The organism is Desulfosoma caldarium (assembly GCF_003751385.1).
Lineage (GTDB): Bacteria > Desulfobacterota > Syntrophobacteria > Syntrophobacterales > DSM-9756 > Desulfosoma > Desulfosoma caldarium.
Window position 1 is genome coordinate 453,529 of sequence record NZ_RJVA01000013.1, and the last position, 20,371, is coordinate 473,899.

A 20,371-nucleotide genomic window follows, 5' to 3' on the forward strand; every position below is an offset into this window, starting at 1 on the left:
TCGGTAGAAACTGATGAAAACCAAAGCCAAAGGCATTGGATTGCTCTCCGGGGGGCTGGACAGCATTCTGGCCGTCAAGGTGCTTCAAGAACAACCCCTGGAACTCGTGGGCATTACCTTTAGCACGCCTTTTTTTGATCCGGAACCTGGACTCCTTGCGGGCCGCATGGCCGGCATTCCCGTGCGGGCCGTGGACATCGGTGAGGTGTTCCTGACCATGCTGAAAAACCCGCCTCATGGCTATGGTCGGTACATGAATCCTTGCATCGACTGCCATGGATTGATGCTGCAGGAGGCGGCCAAGATTATGAAGGCCGAAGGCGCGGATTTTCTGTTTACCGGTGAGGTGGTGGGACAGCGTCCCATGAGCCAGCGGCGGGCGGCCTTGAAAATCGTGGAAAAGATGTCCGGTGAGGCCGGTCGCGTGTTGAGGCCTCTGAGTGCCAAGCTGTTGGAACCCACCCTCGTGGAACGGGAAGGCCTCGTGGACAGGGAAAAACTGCTGAACCTTTCTGGGCGTGGCAGAAAACGGCAGATGGAGCTGGCCCAATTTTACGGCCTTCGCGACGTTCCTCAACCGGCTGGAGGCTGCAGGCTCACCAAGGAAGGCTTTGCGAGAAAACTCAAGGAGCTGTTTGCTTTGATGCCCCAAGCAGATCTTCGGCATGTGGAACGGCTCAAGTGGGGGCGTCATTTTCGCCTTGCCACATCATGCCTTTTGGCCTTGGGACGGTCCAAAGCGGAAAATGAACGCCTTTCGGTCATGGCCAGCCCGGACGATGTGGTCCTGAGCGTGCCGTCCCATCCCGGGCCCACGGGGCTATTGTTTGGAACGGGCATAAAGCGCGCCCATGTTCAGGCGGCGGCCATGATTGTGGCGGCATACAGCGATGTGGCCGTTGGGGAACGGGTTTTCGTGCGGTGGGTACAGAGGGGCGTGGAGGGTTGGAGACGCGTCAAGAATGTAGGACGAACCCCCTGGATGCACCGCCTTCTGTGAGTTTCGGCACCGGGTTCGCAATTCGCCGAAAAAGCCGGCTTTCAGGCGATGAAGCCAGCCCTTGTCGAGCCCAGAAGGCATAAGATGCTCCGTCGTTGGGCTAAGCCATTAGAAAAATCGGCCGTGACGGTACGTTTCGCAAAGGGCATTCAAGGCGCAGGAGGCGCAGAGGGGCCTTTGGGATCGGCACACCTGGCGTCCGTGCTGAATGAGCTGGTGGGAAAGTTGCACCCACGATTCTGAAGGAAAAAGGGCGCAAAGGTCCTTTTCAATCTTGTCTGGATCCTTGTGACGGGTCAGGCCCAACCTTTGGGCCACTCGAGCGGCATGCGTGTCCACGGGCAGAGCCGCCACGCCAAAGGCATTGCCCAAAATCACATTGGCCGTCTTTCGGCCAACGCCGGGCAAGCGCAGCAGGTCCTTGAGCGTTCCAGGAACTTTTCCCCCGTATTCGGCCACGAGCATATGGCAAGCTTTTTTGAGGTTTCGTGCTTTGACTCGGAACAGACCGACGGGTTGAATGCACGCTTCGATGGCTTCATCGGAAGCTTGGGCGACGGCCTGTGGGGAAGGAAAGAGTCGAAAAAAAAAGGGCGTGACCGTATTCACCCGAGCATCGGTGCATTGGGCGGAAAGAATCGTGGCCACGAGCAGTTGAAAGGCGTCTTCATACGACAAACTGCATCGTGCGTCCGGGTAGAGTGCGTGGAGAACTTTCAGAATGTGCGCCGCCCTTTCTTGCTCAGATGCTTGAGCTTTTGGGGAATCTTTCATCGTGAAAGGCTTTCATTAAGTGGGATCAAGTATGTCTTGGGCCCTGAAGAGCTTGGGAGCGTGAAGGCCACTTTTTATGGCAAAGTTCATGTTGGATTTCAAGCGGCAACATCTTATAATCGAAAAACTGCGCTAGAGGCGAGAACTTCAGAGGGAAAGGAGAATGGAATGTCGACTCTTCGTCAGGTGTGTCACTGCGAAAACTGCGGCAACGAAGCGGATATGGTGGTGACCTGCACGTGGGTGGATGTGGAAGAAGATTCGGGAAAAGTTTCCAAGAAGAAAAAGGAAACCCGCAAGTGCACCATGTGCGGTCATGAAGCCGACATGATTTTGGATGAGGACAAATGAAAAAGCACGCCATATGGGGGATCGATGTCGCGATGAGCATGGCCCGTTCCAAGAGACCGGTTCCCAAACACATCATTGTGTGCCCGTTTTGTGAAATGGGGCAGCCCATTCCCACGGATTTTGATGCCATTCATCGATGCCAGTGCGGCGCCTGCTTCAAGGTGTGTGGGCACCACGCCATGGAAGACAGCATGTCCGACATCGCTGAAGAGCTGTGGGAAGAGGATGAACTGGACTTCATTCGATCTGTGCCGATGGATTTCTGCAATGTGGTGGTGGAACGCGATTTCGACCGCCTGCTGGACCTCAAGCAGACGGCGGATCCCAATGAAATCTCCAGGTTCTGCAAATACGACGTGGGCTCGCCCCTGAGCCTGATTTGGGTGAAAAGGCTTTTCTGAGGTCCCATGCGGGTCGTTTTGGTGTCCATGCCTTGGGCTTTGGCCGATCGCCCATCCATTCAACTTGGCGCACTGAAGGCCTTTGTCACACAACAGTTTTCCAACCGCCTGCACGTCATGACGGCCCACCCTTACCTGTCGGTGGCAAGGGATTTGGGCCGTTGCCTTTACCAAAGAATTGCCCAACGCTCGTGGCTCGGCGAGGCCGTCTACGGGGCGTTGCTTTTTCCGGAACGTTTTGTGGCCTGCGAAAAGCTCTTTCAGAGACAATGGCGACGATTCAAAGCCGGCTTCGCGCCTAACTTTCAGCAGATTGTGCTGACGGTTCAACGGCTTCATGAAACCATGCCTTTGTGGGCTCATCTGGAGCAAGCCCATGTGGTGGGATTCTCCGTCTGTTTTGCCCAGCTCACCTCATCCCTTTACCTGGCTCGAGCCGTCAAAAAACGGGTTCCCGCCGCCCACATTGTTTTCGGTGGCAGCTTGGTCAGCGGTTCCCTGGGAAAGTCCGTCATGGAACTTTTCCCATGGGTCGATTTCGTCATCAGCGGCGAGGGAGAAAAGCCCCTGGTGCGACTGTTGTCGCGCCTTCTCGAAGCGCACGAAGGGAGATTGAACCATGGCGATTCCTGGAGTGCCGGAATTTATTATCGCCTGGAAAAGGACCAGGTGGGCGGCGGCGGATTGGACCAGATGACCAATCTCGAGGATCTTCCTCTTCCCGACTACGCCGACTTTTTCCAAGAAGCCGCCCTTCTTGAGGAGCGCACACCGATTTTTGCGCTGCCGGTGGAATCCAGCCGAGGCTGCTGGTGGCATAAGGTTCGAGAAGACAAGCCCAACCGCAGGGGTTGCCGATTTTGCAACCTGAATGTGCAATGGCGCGGCTATCGATCCAAAAAACCGGATCGGATTGCCATGGAACTGCAGACCTTGGCGCAAAGGCATGGATCTCTGCGCTTCGTTTTCGTCGACAATGCTTTAAATTCTGCAAGACTTCTGGAGACGGCGGCGAAGCTTCAGAGGACGGGCAAGGACTTTGACCTGTTTGGAGAGGTGCGCCTCCCTTTGAGCCGGGCACAGGTGAGGGCTTTGAGACGGGCGGGTTTTCAAAAAATCCAGGCGGGGGTCGAAGCCTTAAGCAATGCCCTGCTGCGGCGGCTGGGCAAAGGCACGCGGCTCATCGACAATGTGGCCTGGATGCGCCACTGCGAAGAATTTGGGATCGAAAACCGATCCAACCTGCTCTTGGAATTTCCCGGCACCACCTCGGAGGAAGTGCAAGAGACGCTGGCGGTCCTACGCCTGATCACCATATTTCGGCCTCTTAAGGGCGTGAGCTTTTGGCTGGGGGAAGGCAGCCCTGTGGCCATGAACGCGACGGCCCATGGCCTTTGCGCCGTAGGCAATCATCCCTATTACGCGGCCCTTTTCCCCGAGAAGCTTTATCGACGGGGCCGTTTTCTTATTAAAACATACCGAGGCGATCGCTCCCATCAGCGCAGGCTGTGGCAGCCCGTGCGGCAACGCCTTGCGGCATGGCAAAAGGAAGACGCCGCCTTTCGCGCTCAAACGGGTGGCATGACACCCAGATTGGGTTACAGCGATGGTGGGGAATTTCTTCTCATTCGACGGCGGGATCAGGAGGGGCAGGTGAATGAAACCTTTCGCCTTTCCGGGCCGTCTCGAGACATCTACCTCAGCTGCCTTGATCCCGTGCCATTGGAAGATTTGCATTCGAAACACGGAAGGTTTTCCAGCCGAAGCCTCGAAGGTTTTCTGCGCGACATGGTCGCCAAGGGGTTGGTTTTTGAGTCTCAAGGTTGGTTTTTGAGTCTGGCCGTGCGCGAGGGTGTCCAAAAATTTTTTATGGCAGGGGACGGGGCCGAGCCGTCGGTTCGAGATCGGGCTTCCTAAGGTTCCTGACGGCATGGGGCCCTTTCGTGGGCATGCTTTGAAAAGGATTGGATCTTCGGTCGTTCGAAAAGGCTCGATCCAGAGCAGGACGGTGCCCCATCGATGCAACACGCTTGCAGGCATTTCTTTCAACAAAAAGCGTTTTCAGACACATGGCCTGATCTGGATTGGACTTCCGGCTTGACTCGCGTAGGTTGATTGTTTAGTCTGACGTTCATGAAGAACAGGAAGTTTTCACGAAGGCCCGCAAGATAAAAGGTATTCATGAGCAGAACACCGCAGCGGGAAAAGATTGAGGCATCCATTGACTGAAGTTGGGAGGGTTTCCAGGCCGCGGCGCCTTGGAAGGTAGAGGGATGGTGGAAGGACATTGATGAATCCACCGAGAGGTAGATTGTGGAACGCAATCTTTGATGATTTTTAAAAAAAGAAAGGAGCGGTGTATGGAGAGAAGGAAAAAATGGGTTGTTTTGTTGGCGGTGTTTCTTATGGGAGGGTTTCTGAGCGGACCGGTGGAGGCCCAAACCAAGCTCATACCCAAGATTGACAACTTTATTCTCTTTCCGGATCAATCGGGTTCTATGTACATGACCCACGCCAAGCTGGGCAAGGTCAAGATGGCCCTGGCCAAGGAAGTCATGTTCAAAATGAACGATGAGATTCCCGAACTGGGCTATCAGGGCGCCCTGGACCTTTTTGCGCCGTGGCAGAAAATTGCCGATCCTGCCGTCTACAAAAGGAACACCTTTGGAGAAGCCATTGCGAAGATTAAGAACGAACAGGCTATATTTGGCCGTCTGACGCCCATGGGCCCGGGAATTAGTTCCCTGGACACAGTCCTTTCCGGCTTGAGCGGCAAGACTGGGATTATTATTGTTTCCGACGGCGCGGCCAACCAGGGGCCCGACCCCGTAGCGGCCGCACAGGCGATTCACAGCAAATATCCTCAGGTGTGTTTTCATGTCATCAGCTTTGCGGAAGAGCCCAAAGGGGCTGAGATTTTGAAAAAGATTAGCGGCATTGGGGGCTGTGGTGTGCACGCGGAAGGTGCCACCCTTCTAGCCGATTCGGCGGCACTGAAGCAGTTTGTCAAAGATGTTTTCTACACCGCCGCCGTTGAAACTAAAAAAGAAGAAGTCATCATTTTGCGGGGTATCAACTTCGATTTCGATAAATCAGACATCAAGCCCGAATGGAAGCCCGTGCTTGACGAAGGCGCCGAAGTGCTTGTCAAGAACCCCAACATCAACATCATCATCGAAGGGCACACCTGCTCTATCGGCACCGAGGCCTACAATCAGAAGCTTTCCGAACGCCGGGCTCAGTCGGTCTTCGAGTACTTCGTCTCCAAGGGGATCAGTCCTTCTCGCATGAAGACCGTCGGATATGGTGAGTCCAAGCCTAAGGCGGACAACGCCACGGAAGAAGGCCGCCGCATCAACCGTCGTGTGGAAATCAAAGTGGTGAAATAACCGACACCACGCAGCCGCATGGAGGCTGGGCCACAGTGTGAGCCCGGCCTCTTTTTTGGGGAAAAAGCTGCCATGTGGGAAAAGAGTGTTCTTGGCATGGTTGCCGTCGTGTTTGTGTGCCTCTTGGGTTTTTCTTGTGCCCTAGCCACCGACGAAAAAGAAGCCGCTCAGCTTTTCGAATCCTTTCAGTCGGAATGGATGAAAAAGCTTTCCCAAAATGGCCTGTACGGACAGAAAACAATATCTTTTCAAGAAATTAAGGGCCAAAAGAAAGTGGTGGCTCGATACTCGGAGTTGGGAACGATCACGGAATCCCGCGTGAAAAGAACCGAATCCAAGGAATGTCCCTTTGTGGGGGTTTTGACCTACGAGGAGAGGATTTGTGAGAGTGACGGGCCGAGTGGAGCCGACGCGGCGAAGGGGCCTTTTTCCTGCTGGACACGAACCGTTACGGAAGTTTTTCGTTTTGCCAACGGCAAGTGGGTTTATTGAGGTGATCCTGATTGATTGCGGTCCAAAACGTCAGTAAGTTTCTTGGCAACAAAGAGCTTTTTCGTCATGTTTCCTTTCATATTCATCCCGGCGACCGCATCGGGGTTGTCGGGCCCAACGGAGCCGGCAAGACCACGCTCTTTCGCGTTCTCTTGGGGGAGACGGATCCTGACCAGGGCGCGGTGAGCCGCGCCAAGAATCTATCCTTGGGTTATCTTCCGCAACAGTGGTCTCCGCCCCAAGGTCTTACCGTTTTGGCCCACACGCAGGCCGCCTGTTCAGAACTGTTTCAATGGCGCCGTGAAATGGACGCGTTGGAATCGGCCATGGCTGAGGCCGACACGCCTGAAGAGGCGCAGATGCTGGCCGAACGGCACGCTGCGCTGCAGAGCCGGCTTGAGCATCTTGGCCCCTACGACTTGGAGGCGCGGGCGCAAAGGATTCTAGTGGGTCTTGGCTTTTGTTCGAATGATTTTCATAAACCTGTGGCGTCGTTAAGCGGCGGGTGGGCTATGCGCGTGGAACTGGCCCGCTTGCTTCTTCTCGAACCGGACGTCTTGTTTTTGGATGAACCCACTAATCATCTCGATCTGGAATCCATTCTTTGGCTGGAAGCCTATCTTCAGGAAACTCGCTCGGCCGTCTTGGTCGTCTCCCATGATCGATTCTTCTTGAACAGGGTGGTTCGAAAGATTCTGGAGCTGGAAAATGGCCGTGTGGAAATGTATCAGGGAAACTTTGACGTCTATGTGAAAGAAAAGGCGTTGCGCCGCCGAATTCTTGAAGCGGCTAAGGAAAACCAGGACGCTCGCATACGGCATATTGAGAATTTTATTGCGCGAAACCGCGTGCGCAAGGATCGAGCCCGTCAAGTTCAGAGCCGACTCAAAATGCTGGAAAAGATAGAACGTCTAGAAGCCCCTGGGGTTCAGGAAACGGTCCGCTTTAAGTTTCCAGAACCTGAGCGATGCGGCCGACGGGTGTTGGAACTTGTGGGCGTGCGCAAGGTTTTCGGGAACCACCTAGTTTATGACGGAGTGGACCTAGTGGTGGAACGTGGCGATCGCATCGCTCTGCTGGGGCCCAACGGTGCGGGAAAGAGCACTCTGTTGAAGATGCTTGCCGGCAAGGAACCCGTCACCGAAGGGGAGGTTCGGCGGGGTCACAACGTGAAGGTGGGCTACTACGCCCAGCACCTCTGGGAGGAACTGAAGGCGGAAAATACCGTCTTAGAGGAAGTTCTTTCCATATCCGGCGCCTTGACCCTCACCTCCGTAAGAACTTTGCTCGGCGCATTCCTCTTTAAGGGAGACGATGTGGAAAAGAAGGTGGGGGTGCTGAGCGGCGGCGAAAAGGCCCGGTTGAGCCTCTGCAAACTCCTGGTTCAGGCCCCCAACGTTCTACTGCTGGACGAGCCGACCAACCATTTGGATATTCCGGGTCGGCAGGTGCTGGAGGACGCTTTGACGGCGTATGCGGGCACGGTCTGCTTCGTAAGTCACGACCGGCACTTCATCAATGCTTTGGCAAACAAGTTCGTGGTGGTGCACCGAAACCGGCTGGACCTTTTGCCGGGCAACGCCGACGACTACGAGCGCGTGTGGAAGAGAGGCATCCAAGGCGAAGAAAACGACGGCGTGCCTTCATACCCGACGCCTCTTGCGGAGCCTGAAGGGATTGTCAAATCAAAGTTAAAGATCAAGGAGCGAAAAAGATGGGAGGCGAAGCGCCGCAATGCTTTGTATCGACAGAAGAAACCTCTGCAGGATCGCCTCACGGCGCTGGAAAAGGACCTGGATCGTCTCCATGAGGAGCGGGACCGTTTGAGCGCCGTTTTAGCGGACCCCGCCACCTACCATGGCACGAACGATGTGGCGGCGCTGCAGCGGCGCTATCGGCAGTGTGAGGAGGAGATTTCACGGGTGACGGCGCAGTGGGAAGAGACAGCTTTGGCTCTGGAGTGCTTGGAAAGACAATTTGCACAAGATAATAAAAGCATTGGGTAACCAACGGGCCAAGGCCTTGCAGATCCTGGGAAGCGAGAGTCCCAGGGGAAAAAGAGGAGGATGACAATGAAGGTGTTGAGTCTTGGTGTGGCGGCAATGCTTTTGGTCATGTCCACGGTTGGGTGTGTGCCGGGACCCACCACGCAACAGCATTTGGAATCGGCCACATGGCTCGGCGTGGTTGGTGCCGGCGTGGGCGCCCTCATCGACAACAAAAATCGGTGGCGTGGAGCGGTGATTGGAGGAGCCATCGGTTCCTTGGCCGGATACGGCATAGCGGAAGTGTCTCAGCGGGCGGCGGAGGAGGCGGCTCGGCGACGGCAGACCGTGACCTACCACAATCCCAGCACCAACGAGTGGGTGCAGGCCGATCCCGTGAGCTATCAAGGGCAAACAGCCACGGTGCGCACACGTACCTATCAGGGAAACCAAATGACTAACGAGCGCTACCTGACCGTTCCGGCATATTGACAACCTGAAAAGGCTTTTCGAGGTGCAGCTCCGGTGGCCGAAACGATTTATGTGCGGGGATTGGGAGGCGTCGCCGCGCCTACCGCCAGCCCTTGAATACGTTTCAAGTGGGCTTCCAGCACGGCGTTTCCTGGATGGATCTTCAGGGCTTGTTGCAGCGTGGCTATCGCCGTGGAAAAATCCCGGCGCACTTCATAGAGACGTGCGAGGACCAGCCATGCGCCCGGATCAAGCCCTCTTTTTCGAAGGCGCCTTCGTACCAAAAAGATGGCCAGGCGACTGCCGTAGTCGTAATACAGCTGCTTTGGGTAATCTAGAATGCTCATGGAGAAAGACTCCTTCCTGTCGTGGATCGACCGGTTCGAGCGAGTGAAGCCATGGGTACATGCCGAACGACCATACCTCGACTTTTAGCCTTCGCCCACAATCGTCGACTGGCTTCTCGCTTGTTGGGATCATCCATGGGAACAAAGTGCACAATGATTTCAAAGGCGGTGCACGCCTCCAGGTCGGGTGTGTCGTCGCACACCAGCGCCCCGCAGCGCCCTCGCCCCGACAAGTCCAAGCCGATAAGAACCGGTTCCATGGCCATGCTCGCCTTTTCGGCGTGTGTCACAATGCGGTGAGGGATAAAACTTGGCTTAGAAAAACTCCACAAAAGTCCGTCCAATTGTTGCGCGGAAACGGTCGATCCCGTAAAGATGAACACGCGGTGACCTTCATCCACCAGGCGTTCGACCCATCGACACAGGTCCCGACGTTGTTCCTTAATGGACGTTTCAACGAAAAACATCTGCGGCGTCATGGAAAACCGGCTCAACACGTCAAATGAAAGGCTGCGGCCACCTTTTTTCCGGCCTTGACCAGATCGTTGAAAATTCGAACCGCCTCTTGCGTGGGCTCATCAATCAGCTCAATCCCCTTGTCCTGGCAGGCTCGACGCACCTCATCGGACGGTTTCATCAAGCCCGGACTTCCACGGCCGATTACCAGCACCGAGGGTTGGGCTTTCAAAAGGTCCAGAATGTCTTCCACATAGACCTTGTGCCCTTCTTTGCGCCACCAGTTGGGAATAACCTGTGGTCCGATAATCTTCAAATCGGCTTGGTACGTCGTGCCTCCAATATCCATGGACCCAAAACGGTACCCATCGATCATCGCTGCCCTCCACACGTGCGATGCATTGTGAACACACTTTTATTGATGACAAGCTTTGCGGACCAATTCAAGACAATCGGTGCCAAAGCGCGCCGTCATGGCTTCCACAAACCCTTGGGACGGCGTCACGTGCAGCTTGCTGTTCAAGGCGATGACGGCCGTCGCCTGGCCGTCCACATCCACATGCAGCATGGTTTGGCAGTTCCCGGCGTGCGCCACCAGCAGGTGGCGCAAGGTTTCCAGAGTGTTGCGGTCCAGAACATGGGCGGGAAGTTTAATCAGCACAGCATCCACCGATCGGCTTTGCGCCTCTTCCAGGGTGAGAATTTCATCGGCCAGGACCTTGGATCCCTTTTCGTCGTGCTGCAACGTGCCGAAGATGGCCAGGGGATCGTCCCCATGAAGAAGGAAGCGGGCCTTGAGATAAGTTTCGGGAAAGCACACCACTTCCAGTGTCCCTTCCTTGTCTTCGAGGTTGAGGAACGCCATGCGTTCTCCCTTTTTGGTCGTCACTTCTTTGGTCAAGGAAACCAGCCCGCACAGAATGACCTTGGCCCCCTCTGGCTTTTCTCGAACCTTCTGCGTGTCCGCCGTGCAGAGGGTTTTGAGAATATCCATATAATGGTCCAGAGGGTGTCCGGAAATGTAAAAGCCGAGGGTTTCCTTTTCGTAGTTAAGGACCGTTCGGCTGTCCCAGGAGGGCACTTCGGGAAGGCTTTGGGGTTCCGGACTGTGATCACTAGAGGCGCGGAGCAGATCAAAGAGACTCAGTTGCCCGGCGTTGCGGTCCCGCTGCCGAACCTGAGCTCTTTCTAAGGCCTGATCCATGGCGGCCAGAACCCTGGCTCGGTCCGGGTGAATGGAGTCAAAAGCACCGCACTTGATCAAGTGTTCCAGAACGCGGCGGTTGACTTTGGAAGAGTCCACACGTTCGCAAAAATTGTAGATAGACGTAAACGGGCCGTCTTTGGCCCGCGCGGCCAGAATGGCTTCAATGGCCCCTTCGCCCACGTTTTTCACCGCGCCGAGCCCGAAGCGAATCTTGCCTTCCACGACGGTAAAGTCCAGTTCGCTGACGTTGACGTCGGGCGGCAGCACCGCAATGTTCTTGTCGCGACATTCGTTGATGAGTTTGACCACCTGGTCGGTGTTGCTAAGAAAACTGTTGAGTAAGGCGGCCATGAATTCCACGGGATAATGGGCCTTGAGGTAGGCGGTCTGGTAGGCGATGAGGGCGTAGGCGGCGCTGTGGGATTTGTTAAAGCCGTAGCCGGCAAACTTGTCCATGAGGTCAAAGATATGGTTGGCTTTGGTGAGGTCGATACCGTTTTCCCTGGCGCCGGCCAGAAAACGTTCGCGCTGGGCAGCCATGACTTCCGGAATCTTTTTGCCCATGGCCCGCCGCAAAATGTCGGCTTCGCCCAAAGTGTAGTTGGCCAAAACTCGAGCGATTTCCATGACCTGTTCTTGGTACAGAATGACGCCATAGGTGGATTCGAGAATTGGCCGAAGCGGTTCCAGGTCGTAACTCATCGGAATGCGCCCGTGTTTTCCATCAATGTAATGGTCTACCATGCCGCTTTTGATGGGCCCCGGTCGATACAAGGCCACCAAGGCCACGATGTCGTCAAAGCGTTCGGGCTGAAGGCGCACCAGAATATCCCGCATTCCTGAACTTTCCAGCTGAAAAACACCCGTGGTATCGGCGCGACCGAGAAGCTGATACGTCTTAGGGTCATCGAGGGGAAGCCGTTTCATGTCCAGCCGAACCCCGTGGTTTTTTTCGATGAGCTGCACGGCGTTGTGAATCACTGTGAGGTTTCTCAGGCCGAGAAAGTCGAACTTGATGAGCCCCGCTTTTTCCACGTACTTCATGGAAAACTGGGTAACCACCTTGCCGTCTTGGTCTCGAAAAAGAGGCATGTATTCCACGAGGGGTTTGTCGCTGATGACCACTCCGGCGGCATGAGTGGATGCATGGCGCGTGAGGCCTTCCAGAGCCTGAGCGATTTCAAAGAGTTCTCGAATTTGTGGATTGTCGCGCTGCAGTTCCACGAGGCGAGGTTCCTGCTCAAAGGCTTTCGCAAGGGTTACGTCCGGCCCGGCGGGAATCAGCTTGGCGATCTTATCCACTTCATTGTACGGCATGGCCAGAGCGCGCCCTACGTCCCGCACCACGGCTTTGGCCTGCATGGTGCCAAAGGTGGCGATCTGGGCCACTTGGTCCCTGCCGTATTTTTCCGACACGTACCGAAAGACCTCATCCCGGCCCAGCACACAAAAATCCACGTCGATATCGGGCATGCTGATGCGTTCCTTATTTAGGAATCGCTCAAAGATCAGGCCGTGCTCGATGGGATCCAAATCCGTAATGCCCATGACGTAGGCGACCAGACTTCCGGCGGCAGAACCTCGGCCCGGCCCCACCGGAATGCCACGGTTCTTGGCGTAGGCGATAAAATCGGCCACGATAAGAAAATAGGCCGCAAAGCCCATATCCACGATAACATCCAGTTCGTACTGAAGCCGCTTGCGGTATTCTTCCAGATCCTGGTCGGAAAGGTGGGGCCGGTTGTGGCGAATTTCCGAGAGCCTTTTTTCAAAGCCTTTCATGGCCGTTTTGCGAAACTGCGTCTCAATGGATTCACCGTTGGGCACCGGAAACACGGGAAAGTGATACTCCCCCAAAGGGATCTTCAATGAACACATATCGGCAATGCGCACGGTGTTTTCCAAGGCTTCGGGCACATGAGAAAATTCCCTAAACATTTCCTCGGGGGATTTGAAATAGAGCTGATCTGTTCGAAATTTCATGCGCTTTTCATCCAGAACGTTTTTTCCCGTCTGAATGCACAGAAGAATGTCGTGAGCGCGAGCGTCGCTGCGTGTGAGGTAGTGGCAGTCGTTGGTAGCCACCAGAGGTAGGCCGGTCTCTTTGGCCAGGGCAATGATTTTTTCGTTTACTATGGCCTGTTCGGGAATGCCGTTGGCTTGAATTTCCAGAAAGAAGCGGTCCTCGCCAAAAATTTCTTGGTATTCTCGAGCTGCACGACGCGCGGCGTCCGCTCTGTCGTGCAAAAGTTCCATAGCCACCTCCCCTTTCAGGCAACCAGACAGAGCGATGAGGCCTTCGTGATGAGCGCGAAGCAGTTCCTTGTCAGCTCGAGGTTTGTAATAGAACCCTTCCAAGTATCCTAGAGTGACGATTTTCAGAAGGTTTTTGTAACCGGTGAGGTCTTGAGCCAGCAGGATCAGATGCTGATTCCTGTCGTCGTCGGCTCCATTTGTTGCCGTTCCGGCAGGACCAAAAGCGCCTCGCGTATGACGGCCTCTGGGCGCAAGATAGATTTCGCAGCCGATGATAGGTTTGATTCCTGCCTTTTTAGCTTTTTCGTAGAATTCCAGAGCCCCGAACATGTTGCCATGGTCGGTGACGGCCACGGCATGCATTTCAAATTCCTTGGCTTTGTGAACGAGATCGTCCAAGCGAATGGCGCCGTCCAGAAGACTGTACTGGCTGTGTACATGCAAGTGAACAAAAGGTGGCATGCCTCCTCCTCACCCATTCTTCACCCTGATCGTCCCGTAGCGTGGCCACTTCCGAGTCAGCCCATATCTGAAAAGCGCTCGATCTTTCCTTCATGATCCTGTAGGTTAGATCGCCTTGCCTTGGGGTTGGGAATGGGTTTTCGATCAAAGTTGAACAGAGAATACGGACCGTCGGCACGCCGACGCTGGAAAGCGCTTAGCAGTCGCTCCCACTGTCCGGCTTCCATCGGCGTGAAGCTTTCGCCCAAGTCTATGAGGAACGTGCGGTACCCCATGGCTTCCAGTTCGGGAACTTTCTCAAACCAATTGCAGGGCCGGTCAGCATAAAGGGCGGCCAGAGGCCCTTCCCTACGATACACATAGACGTCTCCGCGCAGTGTTCTGAGCGGTCGGTTTTCCAAAAGGGGCGGCTGAATCCGGGAAAGAAACAGCGAAGGCCGGCCATACACCGACACGACGGGAATTGAAGGCACGGGGTCTGCGACGATCTCACGAAGTTCGTCTCGCGTGATTTCCCACGACAGCACCACGCAACGACAACCGGCCTCCGCCACGGCCGCCATGGCGGCCTTGTTGCGCACATTCATGCGGGATCCCGCGACGAGAAAAATCTTTTCGCTTTCAAACATCCAGTCCAGGTGGCTCCAGTTGTTGATCTCCCAAGCTCGATAACCTTTGGACACATACCAGGCCACGGCCTTACGGTAGTACTCCACGTCCTTTTCAAATAGGACGGGGGGAAGAGCCCAGCCGAATCGTTTTTTTTGCGCTTCGTGCAGGCGTCTCTTAGCCACCTTTTCCAGGTTCTCTCGGCTGGCCACAAGCCAGACCCTCTGAGCGGGTGAGCTCATGGCACGCCCGAGATCGGAGAGCGAACGGATCTTTATCCATAGAGACGGCGTCAGTCGCCGCACATTTAATGGCCCGCGGAAGAAATGCTCCTCGAGGGACTCATGGCGGTTCCACTGATGGCGGTAAGAAAGGGGCCGAGGGGCGTCCCGAACAATGGATTGCCAGAGCTTGTTTACTGGTAGTGGTTTTCTTCCGATGCGAAAAAGACGAGCCCCCGTAACGAGTTCCACGGGGGTCCTCGTGGTGAAGAGCACGGAACCCCGGGCCGAGGTCTCCTCCATGAACGTTCCATCTTGAGCCTGAATACCGTCTAGAACGAAAGAGGGCGCTTCTTTGCCATCGGGGGATTCCGGGCGCAATCGGTCGCCCACGCGCACCGGATGGCGAAGATCGACCTTCAGCCCGTCGAGGCCTACGGACCTGACGGTCGCGACCCACAGGCCACTGGATCCGGAACGGTGCGGACTGAGGATTTCTTTCGAGGGATCTTTGCCGAAAAAAGCGTCGGTGAGGCGGCGTGCTGGCGCTCGAGTGAGCCAATCGCGGGCTTCTTCCACGGCCACGTGAACTCGGTCGTCGGGAGTGTCTAACACGTGTCGGTAGGCGCGAACCACGGTGGCGATGTATTCGGCATCCTTCATGCGCCCTTCGATCTTCAGGGCGGCCAGGCCGAGTTTCCTCAGGTGAGGAAGGTGAGCCAGGGCGGAAAAATCGTTGCAGGAAAAGAAATACCCGGATTTTCGGTCTTGGACGTAACGAAGACGACAGGGTTGCACACACCGGCCTTGCAGACCGCTGTGCCCGCCGCGAAAACTGCTGGCCAAACAAAGCCCGGAAATGGAGTAGCAAAGGGCTCCATGGACGAAAATTTCCAGTTCCGCTTGAGTTTTTCGCCGAATGGCTTGAATCTCTTCCAGTGTGAGTTCTCGAGCGAGGACGATGCGGCGTGCGCCGAGCCTTTCCAGAACGTTTACTCCAGCACTGTTGTGCACAGCGGTGAGGGTGCTGGCGTGTAGAGGAAGAGAAGGAAAATGATGACGGCACAGAAAAAAAAGACCGGGATCCTGAACAATGAGCGCGTCCACACCGAGGTCTGAAAGGGCCTGCAGGGTGTCCATCACAGAGGGGATTTCTTGACCCGTGACGACGCTGTTCAGAGCCACGTAGACTGCCACACCTCGACGGTGCGTGAAAGGAAGAAGCCGGGCCAGATCGTCCAGAGTGAAATTGACGGCGTGAGCGCGAGCACTGAAGTTTTTTAGGCCGAGGTAGATGGCATCTGCGCCGTTTTCTACGGCAGCCCACAGCGCTTCCCAGTGTCCTGCCGGAGCCAACAGTTCGGGCAAGACGCTTCCGCTTCCATGGAGTGTTCGGGGCTTTTTCGGCATGAGTTCTGCCATCTCCTTGCAGCCTTTCATGCCACGGGGTCGCTCCATGTTTGAAGCCGTTCGATTAAGACCATCAGGGCCGTCACGGAAGCTTCCATGAGCTGGCGACCCTTTTCTGCGGAGGCCGCCTTGGGGTTTCCCCAGACCCCCGAGGGCCAATAGGACCTCTTATGACGCACAAGAATATGATCGGGAAAGCTGGGATGGGCTTCGTCCGCTGTTCCCTGGACCCACTGAGGGTGCAAATGGAGCATGAGAGACGTTTCCACTTCACCGGCGTGAGAGTCGTTGGGGGTCTCCTGAAGGTGTGTCCAGGCTTTGCGGCCTATGTCCAGCACGGAACAGACGGCCAGGCGCAAGTCCGAAAACCGATGCATGAGTTCTTCGCCGGCGTCCACCAGCGTCGCCATGTGGGTTCCTCCCGCGTGGCCGCTTAGGATGAGCGCATTTCTCATCCCTTGGTGATAAAAGCCTTTCACCACATCCTGAATGAGGGCATGAAGCGTGCGTGACCGAAGGCTCACGGTACCCGGGTGTTCACTAGAACTTCGGCACAATCCATACCACAATGGAGGTGCCGACCAGACGGGCATGCGGCGGGCCACGGCATTGGCGAGGGCCACCGCATGAAGCGTGTCGGTGCCCAGAGGAAGATGCGGCCCGTGTTCTTCCACGGAACCGCATGGAATAATGACAGTACGAATCTTCTGCCGTTCCTTTTCAAAAAACTCCATCGTACATTCTTCCAGAACAGGCACAGCCTCCTCCGAATCGTAAAGTTGTTTTCCACCCCTTTTAGTGAGCACACCATCCTTATCCCGATCCACACATCGGAAGCAAGTGGCATGGACGCCGCAAGACTCGTTCAAACACTTTTATAATGTGAGAGCTGGGGGGTTATCATGCAATGCTCCAGGTGGGTGCAGGACCGGTGATGCGCAGTGCCCGTGGGCCGCGCGCCTTTCTATTGACCTTTTAAGGCCAAAAAAGTTAAAGGAAGACCATTCTGGACCGTGAGTAAATTTTTCGGGAAAGAAACATGGAACAAACCACCAGCCAAGGACTCACCAGCGAGCTCTACAAGACCATCATCGCGATCGTCGATGAGCGAGTCCGCGAAATCCGCGTCACTCGAGAGGGCTTCGACGACCTCAAACAAGTGGTGCGAGAACTGGCGGAGGCGCAAAAGCGCACAGAAGAGCGTTTGGACAGCCTGGCGGCCAAAGTCGAAGATCTGACGGAGGCGCAGAAACGCACGGAGGCCCGAGTCGAGGAGCTGGCGGAGGCGCAGAAGCGCACAGAAGAGCGTTTGGACAGCCTGGCGGCCAAAGTCGAGGAGCTGGCGGAGGCGCAGAAACGCACGGAGGCCCGAGTCGAGGAGCTGGCGGAGGCGCAGAAGCGCACAGAAGAGCGTTTGGACAGCCTGGCGGCCCGAGTCGAGGAGCTGGCGGAGGCGCAGAAGCGCACGGAGGCCCGAGTCGAGGAGCTGGCGGAGGCGCAGAAAAAAACCGAATTCAAGCTGGCTACCCTGACTGAAGAGCACCGCAAGACGCGGGAAATGCTGGGCGGTTTGGCGCACACGGTGGGATACCGCCTTGAAGATGAAGCCATTTGGGCACTGCCGCGTCTGTTGGCTCGCGATTTCGGCATGACGATCGAGGCGCCGTTGGAACGCAGCTGGCTCGAATCCGGCCCCAATCGTTATATGGAAGTCAATATTTGGGGTTCGGGTGCGTTGGAGGGCCGGAGGGTCCATATCTTTGGTGAAGCGAAGTCGCAACTCAAAAAGAGCGACGTGGACAAGTTCCTTGTCACGGTGGCCAAGGTTCGCCAGATTACCGGCACGGAGGTTTTTCCGGTTCTTGTCACGTACCAGACATCTCCGAGCGTGAAGCGGGCCGCGGCCGAAAAGGGTATCAAGCTCTACATGTCTTACGAGCTTCGAGTTTCCGATTCAACTTCGTGAAGATCAACATGATTGTGTTGGGCCTTTCTGGTGGGCATTTTCTCTTCAACACCGATGTTCTTTGAATGGGATGCCCCATGCCTCAACTTTCGGAGATCGAGGGCACTATTTGGAGATGTTCTCGTCATGGCTTCTGATCGGTTATTTTATCTCACGGCTTGCAGCATCCCCAAGTGTTCTCACCGGGACCAGGTAAACGGTGACCCAGGTGCTCGACCAGGTCGTGGCCTCTCACGTCCCAAAGACCCAGCCGATGTCTTGAGAAAAATTCATTGCCGCCTTTTTTGGAGGCGTCGCCGTTTGGGCAGGTCAACGCGCCTCAGATCTTTTTATCATCAACGGCCTGGACGGCGGGTCGAAAGATCCGACGCTTCAGCAGATTTGCGAACTTTACGCAGACACTTACCACGAATGGTCACAACGGTGTTCAACCCGGGACCGCCTTAACCAGTGAATATCGACTGGACAAAGTGGCATCTGTACTCATGAGGACGCCCGTGAGGGTTCGCGAGCAATAACCTTTCAAGGCAAGGATTGCCTCATTGGGTCATAACCACCGTGCGGTGTTGGTTGAGGATTTCGGACCTACGAGGGGCACCTGCGCCGATACAGGCACATGGGTGGACGGCTAGGAGATGACTTGAGTGGAAGCCCAAGAAGGTGAGGGCGGGTTTCATTAAGTGTCTCTTTGGCATATCGGGCAGTGAATCTCTTGTCTCCGGCACTGAGGCTTGTGGGTGAGAGATCCTCCCACTGCCGTTAAATGATCGATGGAGAGGGTCGAGGCTACTGGGGGGAACAAACCCTGGGCAAACCGCCCCGGGGCCCTTCTTTGACGGCATATTCTATGGTGCCGATGGGAACGCCATGATCTGGCGACTGAGGATGAACAATCGGTGTTGGAATGGCACGCGCACTTGAGTCTTCCGGTGGTGGCGTTGGCGGTGGGAGTCAATGTGCCGTTTGGCTATTGGCGCGCTCATGTCCAGCGGTTTTCACGGGCATGGTTCCTGGCCATCCATCTTCCCGTGCCGCTGGTTGTCGCCCTGCGACTCGTGTCGGGGCAAGGTTGGCGGCTGGCTTCCATCGCCGTGTTCGTCGGGGCTTTTTGCCTTGGGCAATGGTTGGGTGGTATGGCTTACCGGGTTTTTAAGAAAGGTCGCAGGCTGTGATGGATGCATTGGCCGTAAGGTAACCTCAAGAGAAAGGAACGATTCTATGGCGGGCAAAAAGATTTTGATGCTGGTGGGAGATTTCGTGGAAGACTACGAGGTGATGGTTCCTTTCCAGATGCTCTTGATGGTGGGGCATACGGTGCATGCAGTGTGCCCGGGCAAGAAGGCAGGGGACAAGGTTCGAACCGCGGTCCACGATTTCGAAGGGGATCAGACCTACAGCGAAAAACCCGGCCATAATTTTACTCTCAACGCCACCTTTGATGAGATCCGTCCCGAAGACTACGACGGCCTGGTTATACCCGGCGGAAGGGCCCCCGAATACATTCGCCTCAACGCGAAAGTTTTAGACATAGTGCGTCATTTTGCCCAAGCACAAAAGCCCATCGCTTCCATCTGCCATGGCCAGCTAGTGCTTGTGGCTGCCGGGGTGCTTCAAGGCCGCACCTGTACGGCGTATCCCGCGATCAAGCCCGACGTGGTGGCGGCGGGAGCTTCCTGGGCCGATGTGAATGACACATTCTCTAACGCCGAGGTGGACGGCTACCTGGTGACGGCCCCAGCTTGGCCCGCTCATCCCGCATGGATGCGCAAGTTCATGGAACTGCTGGGAACTCGTATCGAACCGTGATCTCCATGAGGGCATGACTATGTGGGAATTGTTGGCCATCGGGGCAGGCTCATTTACCGTGGCCCTTTCAGGGGCTCTCATGCCCGGGCCCCTTCTGACCATCACCATTACGGAATCGGTGCGACGCGGGTTTCGAGCTGGCCCATGGCTCATGACGGGCCATGCTGTGTTGGAGCTTGTCGTGGTCGTAGCCGTGGTGCTGGGGCTCGGGCCTTTCCTTAAGAAACCCACCGTCATGGGGGCCATTGCTCTGGGTGGCGGGGCCTTTTTGCTGATGATGGGCGTGGACATGGTTCGCAGCGCCACTCGTCTCTCGTTCAACCTGCACGCCCAAGAGTCTACTGAAACTTCGGGACGTCACCCCGTGGTACTGGGTGTTTTGGCAAGCCTTGCCAATCCTTATTGGACATTGTGGTGGGCTACTATCGGCTTGGGATATTTGGTGACGGCCATGAAAGTCGGTCCATGGGGCGTGGGTTGCTTTTTCGTTGGCCATGTTGTCGCGGATTTTGCCTGGTACAGCCTGGTGTCGTTGGGGGTGACCCAAGGGACACGGTTTCTAGGCGACCGTAGCTACCGATGGGTCTTACGGTTTTGCGGGCTGTTTCTTGTGGGTTTTGGGGCATGGTTTTTGTGGTCGGCCAAGAGCTTCTTGTCCCAGGCCTTTGCCTAAGTGTCAGGTCCCGCAAAGTCATGAACCGATTTCACAAAAAGTTGAGGTCTTTTTTGTTGCCAATTTTTGAGTGCCTGAATCGGGGTTATATGGCC

19 protein-coding genes are annotated in these 20,371 nt (G+C 55.8%); 12 read left to right on the forward strand and 7 right to left on the reverse strand.

What is annotated here, in order from left to right; translation table 11 throughout:
- Positions 1-13 precede the first annotated feature (13 nt).
- The gene (locus EDC27_RS12425; RefSeq protein ID WP_123290914.1) at positions 14-1,000 is read left to right on the forward strand and encodes a tRNA 4-thiouridine(8) synthase ThiI; all 987 of its coding nucleotides are present in this window, start codon (positions 14-16) and stop codon (positions 998-1,000) included.
- Positions 1,001-1,108: 108 nt separating this feature from the next.
- On the opposite strand, the gene nth is transcribed toward EDC27_RS12425, so the two are convergent.
- Positions 1,109-1,774: an endonuclease III gene (gene nth, locus EDC27_RS12430; protein ID WP_123290915.1), complete on the reverse strand. Its 666-nt coding sequence runs from the start codon at positions 1,772-1,774 to the stop codon at positions 1,109-1,111.
- Positions 1,775-1,942: 168 nt separating this feature from the next.
- On the opposite strand from nth, the gene EDC27_RS12435 reads away from it, so the two are divergent.
- From EDC27_RS12435 to EDC27_RS12465, 7 genes are all read left to right on the forward strand, one after another.
- Positions 1,943-2,125 carry a hypothetical protein gene (locus EDC27_RS12435; RefSeq protein WP_123290916.1) on the forward strand — a complete coding sequence of 61 codons (183 nt, stop codon included), beginning with the start codon at positions 1,943-1,945 and terminating at the stop codon, positions 2,123-2,125.
- Positions 2,122-2,526, forward strand: a complete 405-nt coding sequence (locus tag EDC27_RS12440) for a hypothetical protein (protein WP_123290917.1) — start codon at positions 2,122-2,124, stop codon at positions 2,524-2,526. The genes EDC27_RS12435 and EDC27_RS12440 overlap by 4 nt, the downstream gene beginning before the upstream one ends.
- A 6-nt stretch (positions 2,527-2,532) precedes the next feature.
- Positions 2,533-4,443: a RiPP maturation radical SAM C-methyltransferase gene (locus tag EDC27_RS12445; protein WP_123290918.1), complete on the forward strand. Its 1,911-nt coding sequence runs from the start codon at positions 2,533-2,535 to the stop codon at positions 4,441-4,443.
- A 443-nt stretch (positions 4,444-4,886) separates the two neighbouring features.
- Complete coding sequence (locus EDC27_RS12450; protein WP_170161796.1) at positions 4,887-5,915, forward strand: OmpA family protein; 1,029 nt, start codon at positions 4,887-4,889, stop codon at positions 5,913-5,915.
- 72 nt (positions 5,916-5,987) lie between these two features.
- Entirely contained in the window at positions 5,988-6,407 is a 420-nt protein-coding gene (locus tag EDC27_RS12455) for a hypothetical protein (RefSeq protein ID WP_148045755.1), read from the forward strand.
- 11 nt (positions 6,408-6,418) lie between these two features.
- Positions 6,419-8,413: an ABC-F family ATP-binding cassette domain-containing protein gene (locus tag EDC27_RS12460; protein WP_123290921.1), complete on the forward strand. Its 1,995-nt coding sequence runs from the start codon at positions 6,419-6,421 to the stop codon at positions 8,411-8,413.
- Between the two features lie 66 nt (positions 8,414-8,479).
- Positions 8,480-8,884 (forward strand): glycine zipper 2TM domain-containing protein, encoded by a 405-nt coding sequence (locus tag EDC27_RS12465; RefSeq protein WP_170161797.1) that lies wholly within the window; start codon positions 8,480-8,482, stop codon positions 8,882-8,884.
- A gap of 47 nt (positions 8,885-8,931) precedes the next feature.
- On the opposite strand, the gene EDC27_RS12470 is transcribed toward EDC27_RS12465, so the two are convergent.
- From EDC27_RS12470 to EDC27_RS12495, 6 genes are read right to left on the reverse strand one after another with little or no spacing between them, the layout of a single operon-like run.
- The gene (locus EDC27_RS12470; protein WP_123290923.1) at positions 8,932-9,210 is read right to left on the reverse strand and encodes a tetratricopeptide repeat protein; all 279 of its coding nucleotides are present in this window, start codon (positions 9,208-9,210) and stop codon (positions 8,932-8,934) included.
- Positions 9,207-9,689 carry a DNA polymerase III subunit chi gene (locus EDC27_RS12475; RefSeq protein WP_148045756.1) on the reverse strand — a complete coding sequence of 161 codons (483 nt, stop codon included), beginning with the start codon at positions 9,687-9,689 and terminating at the stop codon, positions 9,207-9,209. The genes EDC27_RS12470 and EDC27_RS12475 overlap by 4 nt, the downstream gene beginning before the upstream one ends.
- An 11-nt stretch (positions 9,690-9,700) precedes the next feature.
- Positions 9,701-10,042, reverse strand: a complete 342-nt coding sequence (locus EDC27_RS12480; protein ID WP_123290925.1) for an Mth938-like domain-containing protein — start codon at positions 10,040-10,042, stop codon at positions 9,701-9,703.
- A gap of 39 nt (positions 10,043-10,081) precedes the next feature.
- On the reverse strand, positions 10,082-13,591 hold the full coding sequence (gene dnaE, locus EDC27_RS12485) for a DNA polymerase III subunit alpha (RefSeq protein ID WP_123290926.1): 3,510 nt from the start codon (positions 13,589-13,591) through the stop codon (positions 10,082-10,084).
- Between the two features lie 56 nt (positions 13,592-13,647).
- Positions 13,648-15,831: a peptidase U32 family protein gene (locus EDC27_RS12490; RefSeq protein WP_170161798.1), complete on the reverse strand. Its 2,184-nt coding sequence runs from the start codon at positions 15,829-15,831 to the stop codon at positions 13,648-13,650.
- Between the two features lie 26 nt (positions 15,832-15,857).
- Positions 15,858-16,565 carry a creatininase family protein gene (locus EDC27_RS12495; RefSeq protein WP_123290928.1) on the reverse strand — a complete coding sequence of 236 codons (708 nt, stop codon included), beginning with the start codon at positions 16,563-16,565 and terminating at the stop codon, positions 15,858-15,860.
- Positions 16,566-16,870: 305 nt separating this feature from the next.
- On the opposite strand from EDC27_RS12495, the gene EDC27_RS12500 reads away from it, so the two are divergent.
- The 4 genes from EDC27_RS12500 to EDC27_RS12515 all read left to right on the forward strand — a co-directional run bounded on the left by EDC27_RS12500 (position 16,871) and on the right by EDC27_RS12515 (position 20,276).
- Positions 16,871-17,797: a chordopoxvirus fusion protein gene (locus tag EDC27_RS12500; RefSeq protein WP_123290929.1), complete on the forward strand. Its 927-nt coding sequence runs from the start codon at positions 16,871-16,873 to the stop codon at positions 17,795-17,797.
- A gap of 896 nt (positions 17,798-18,693) precedes the next feature.
- Entirely contained in the window at positions 18,694-18,969 is a 276-nt protein-coding gene (locus EDC27_RS12505) for a hypothetical protein (RefSeq protein WP_123290930.1), read from the forward strand.
- A gap of 46 nt (positions 18,970-19,015) precedes the next feature.
- Positions 19,016-19,603 (forward strand): DJ-1/PfpI family protein, encoded by a 588-nt coding sequence (locus EDC27_RS12510; protein ID WP_123290931.1) that lies wholly within the window; start codon positions 19,016-19,018, stop codon positions 19,601-19,603.
- Positions 19,604-19,622: 19 nt separating this feature from the next.
- Positions 19,623-20,276 (forward strand): LysE family transporter, encoded by a 654-nt coding sequence (locus tag EDC27_RS12515; RefSeq protein ID WP_245994529.1) that lies wholly within the window; start codon positions 19,623-19,625, stop codon positions 20,274-20,276.
- Positions 20,277-20,371 lie beyond the last annotated feature (95 nt).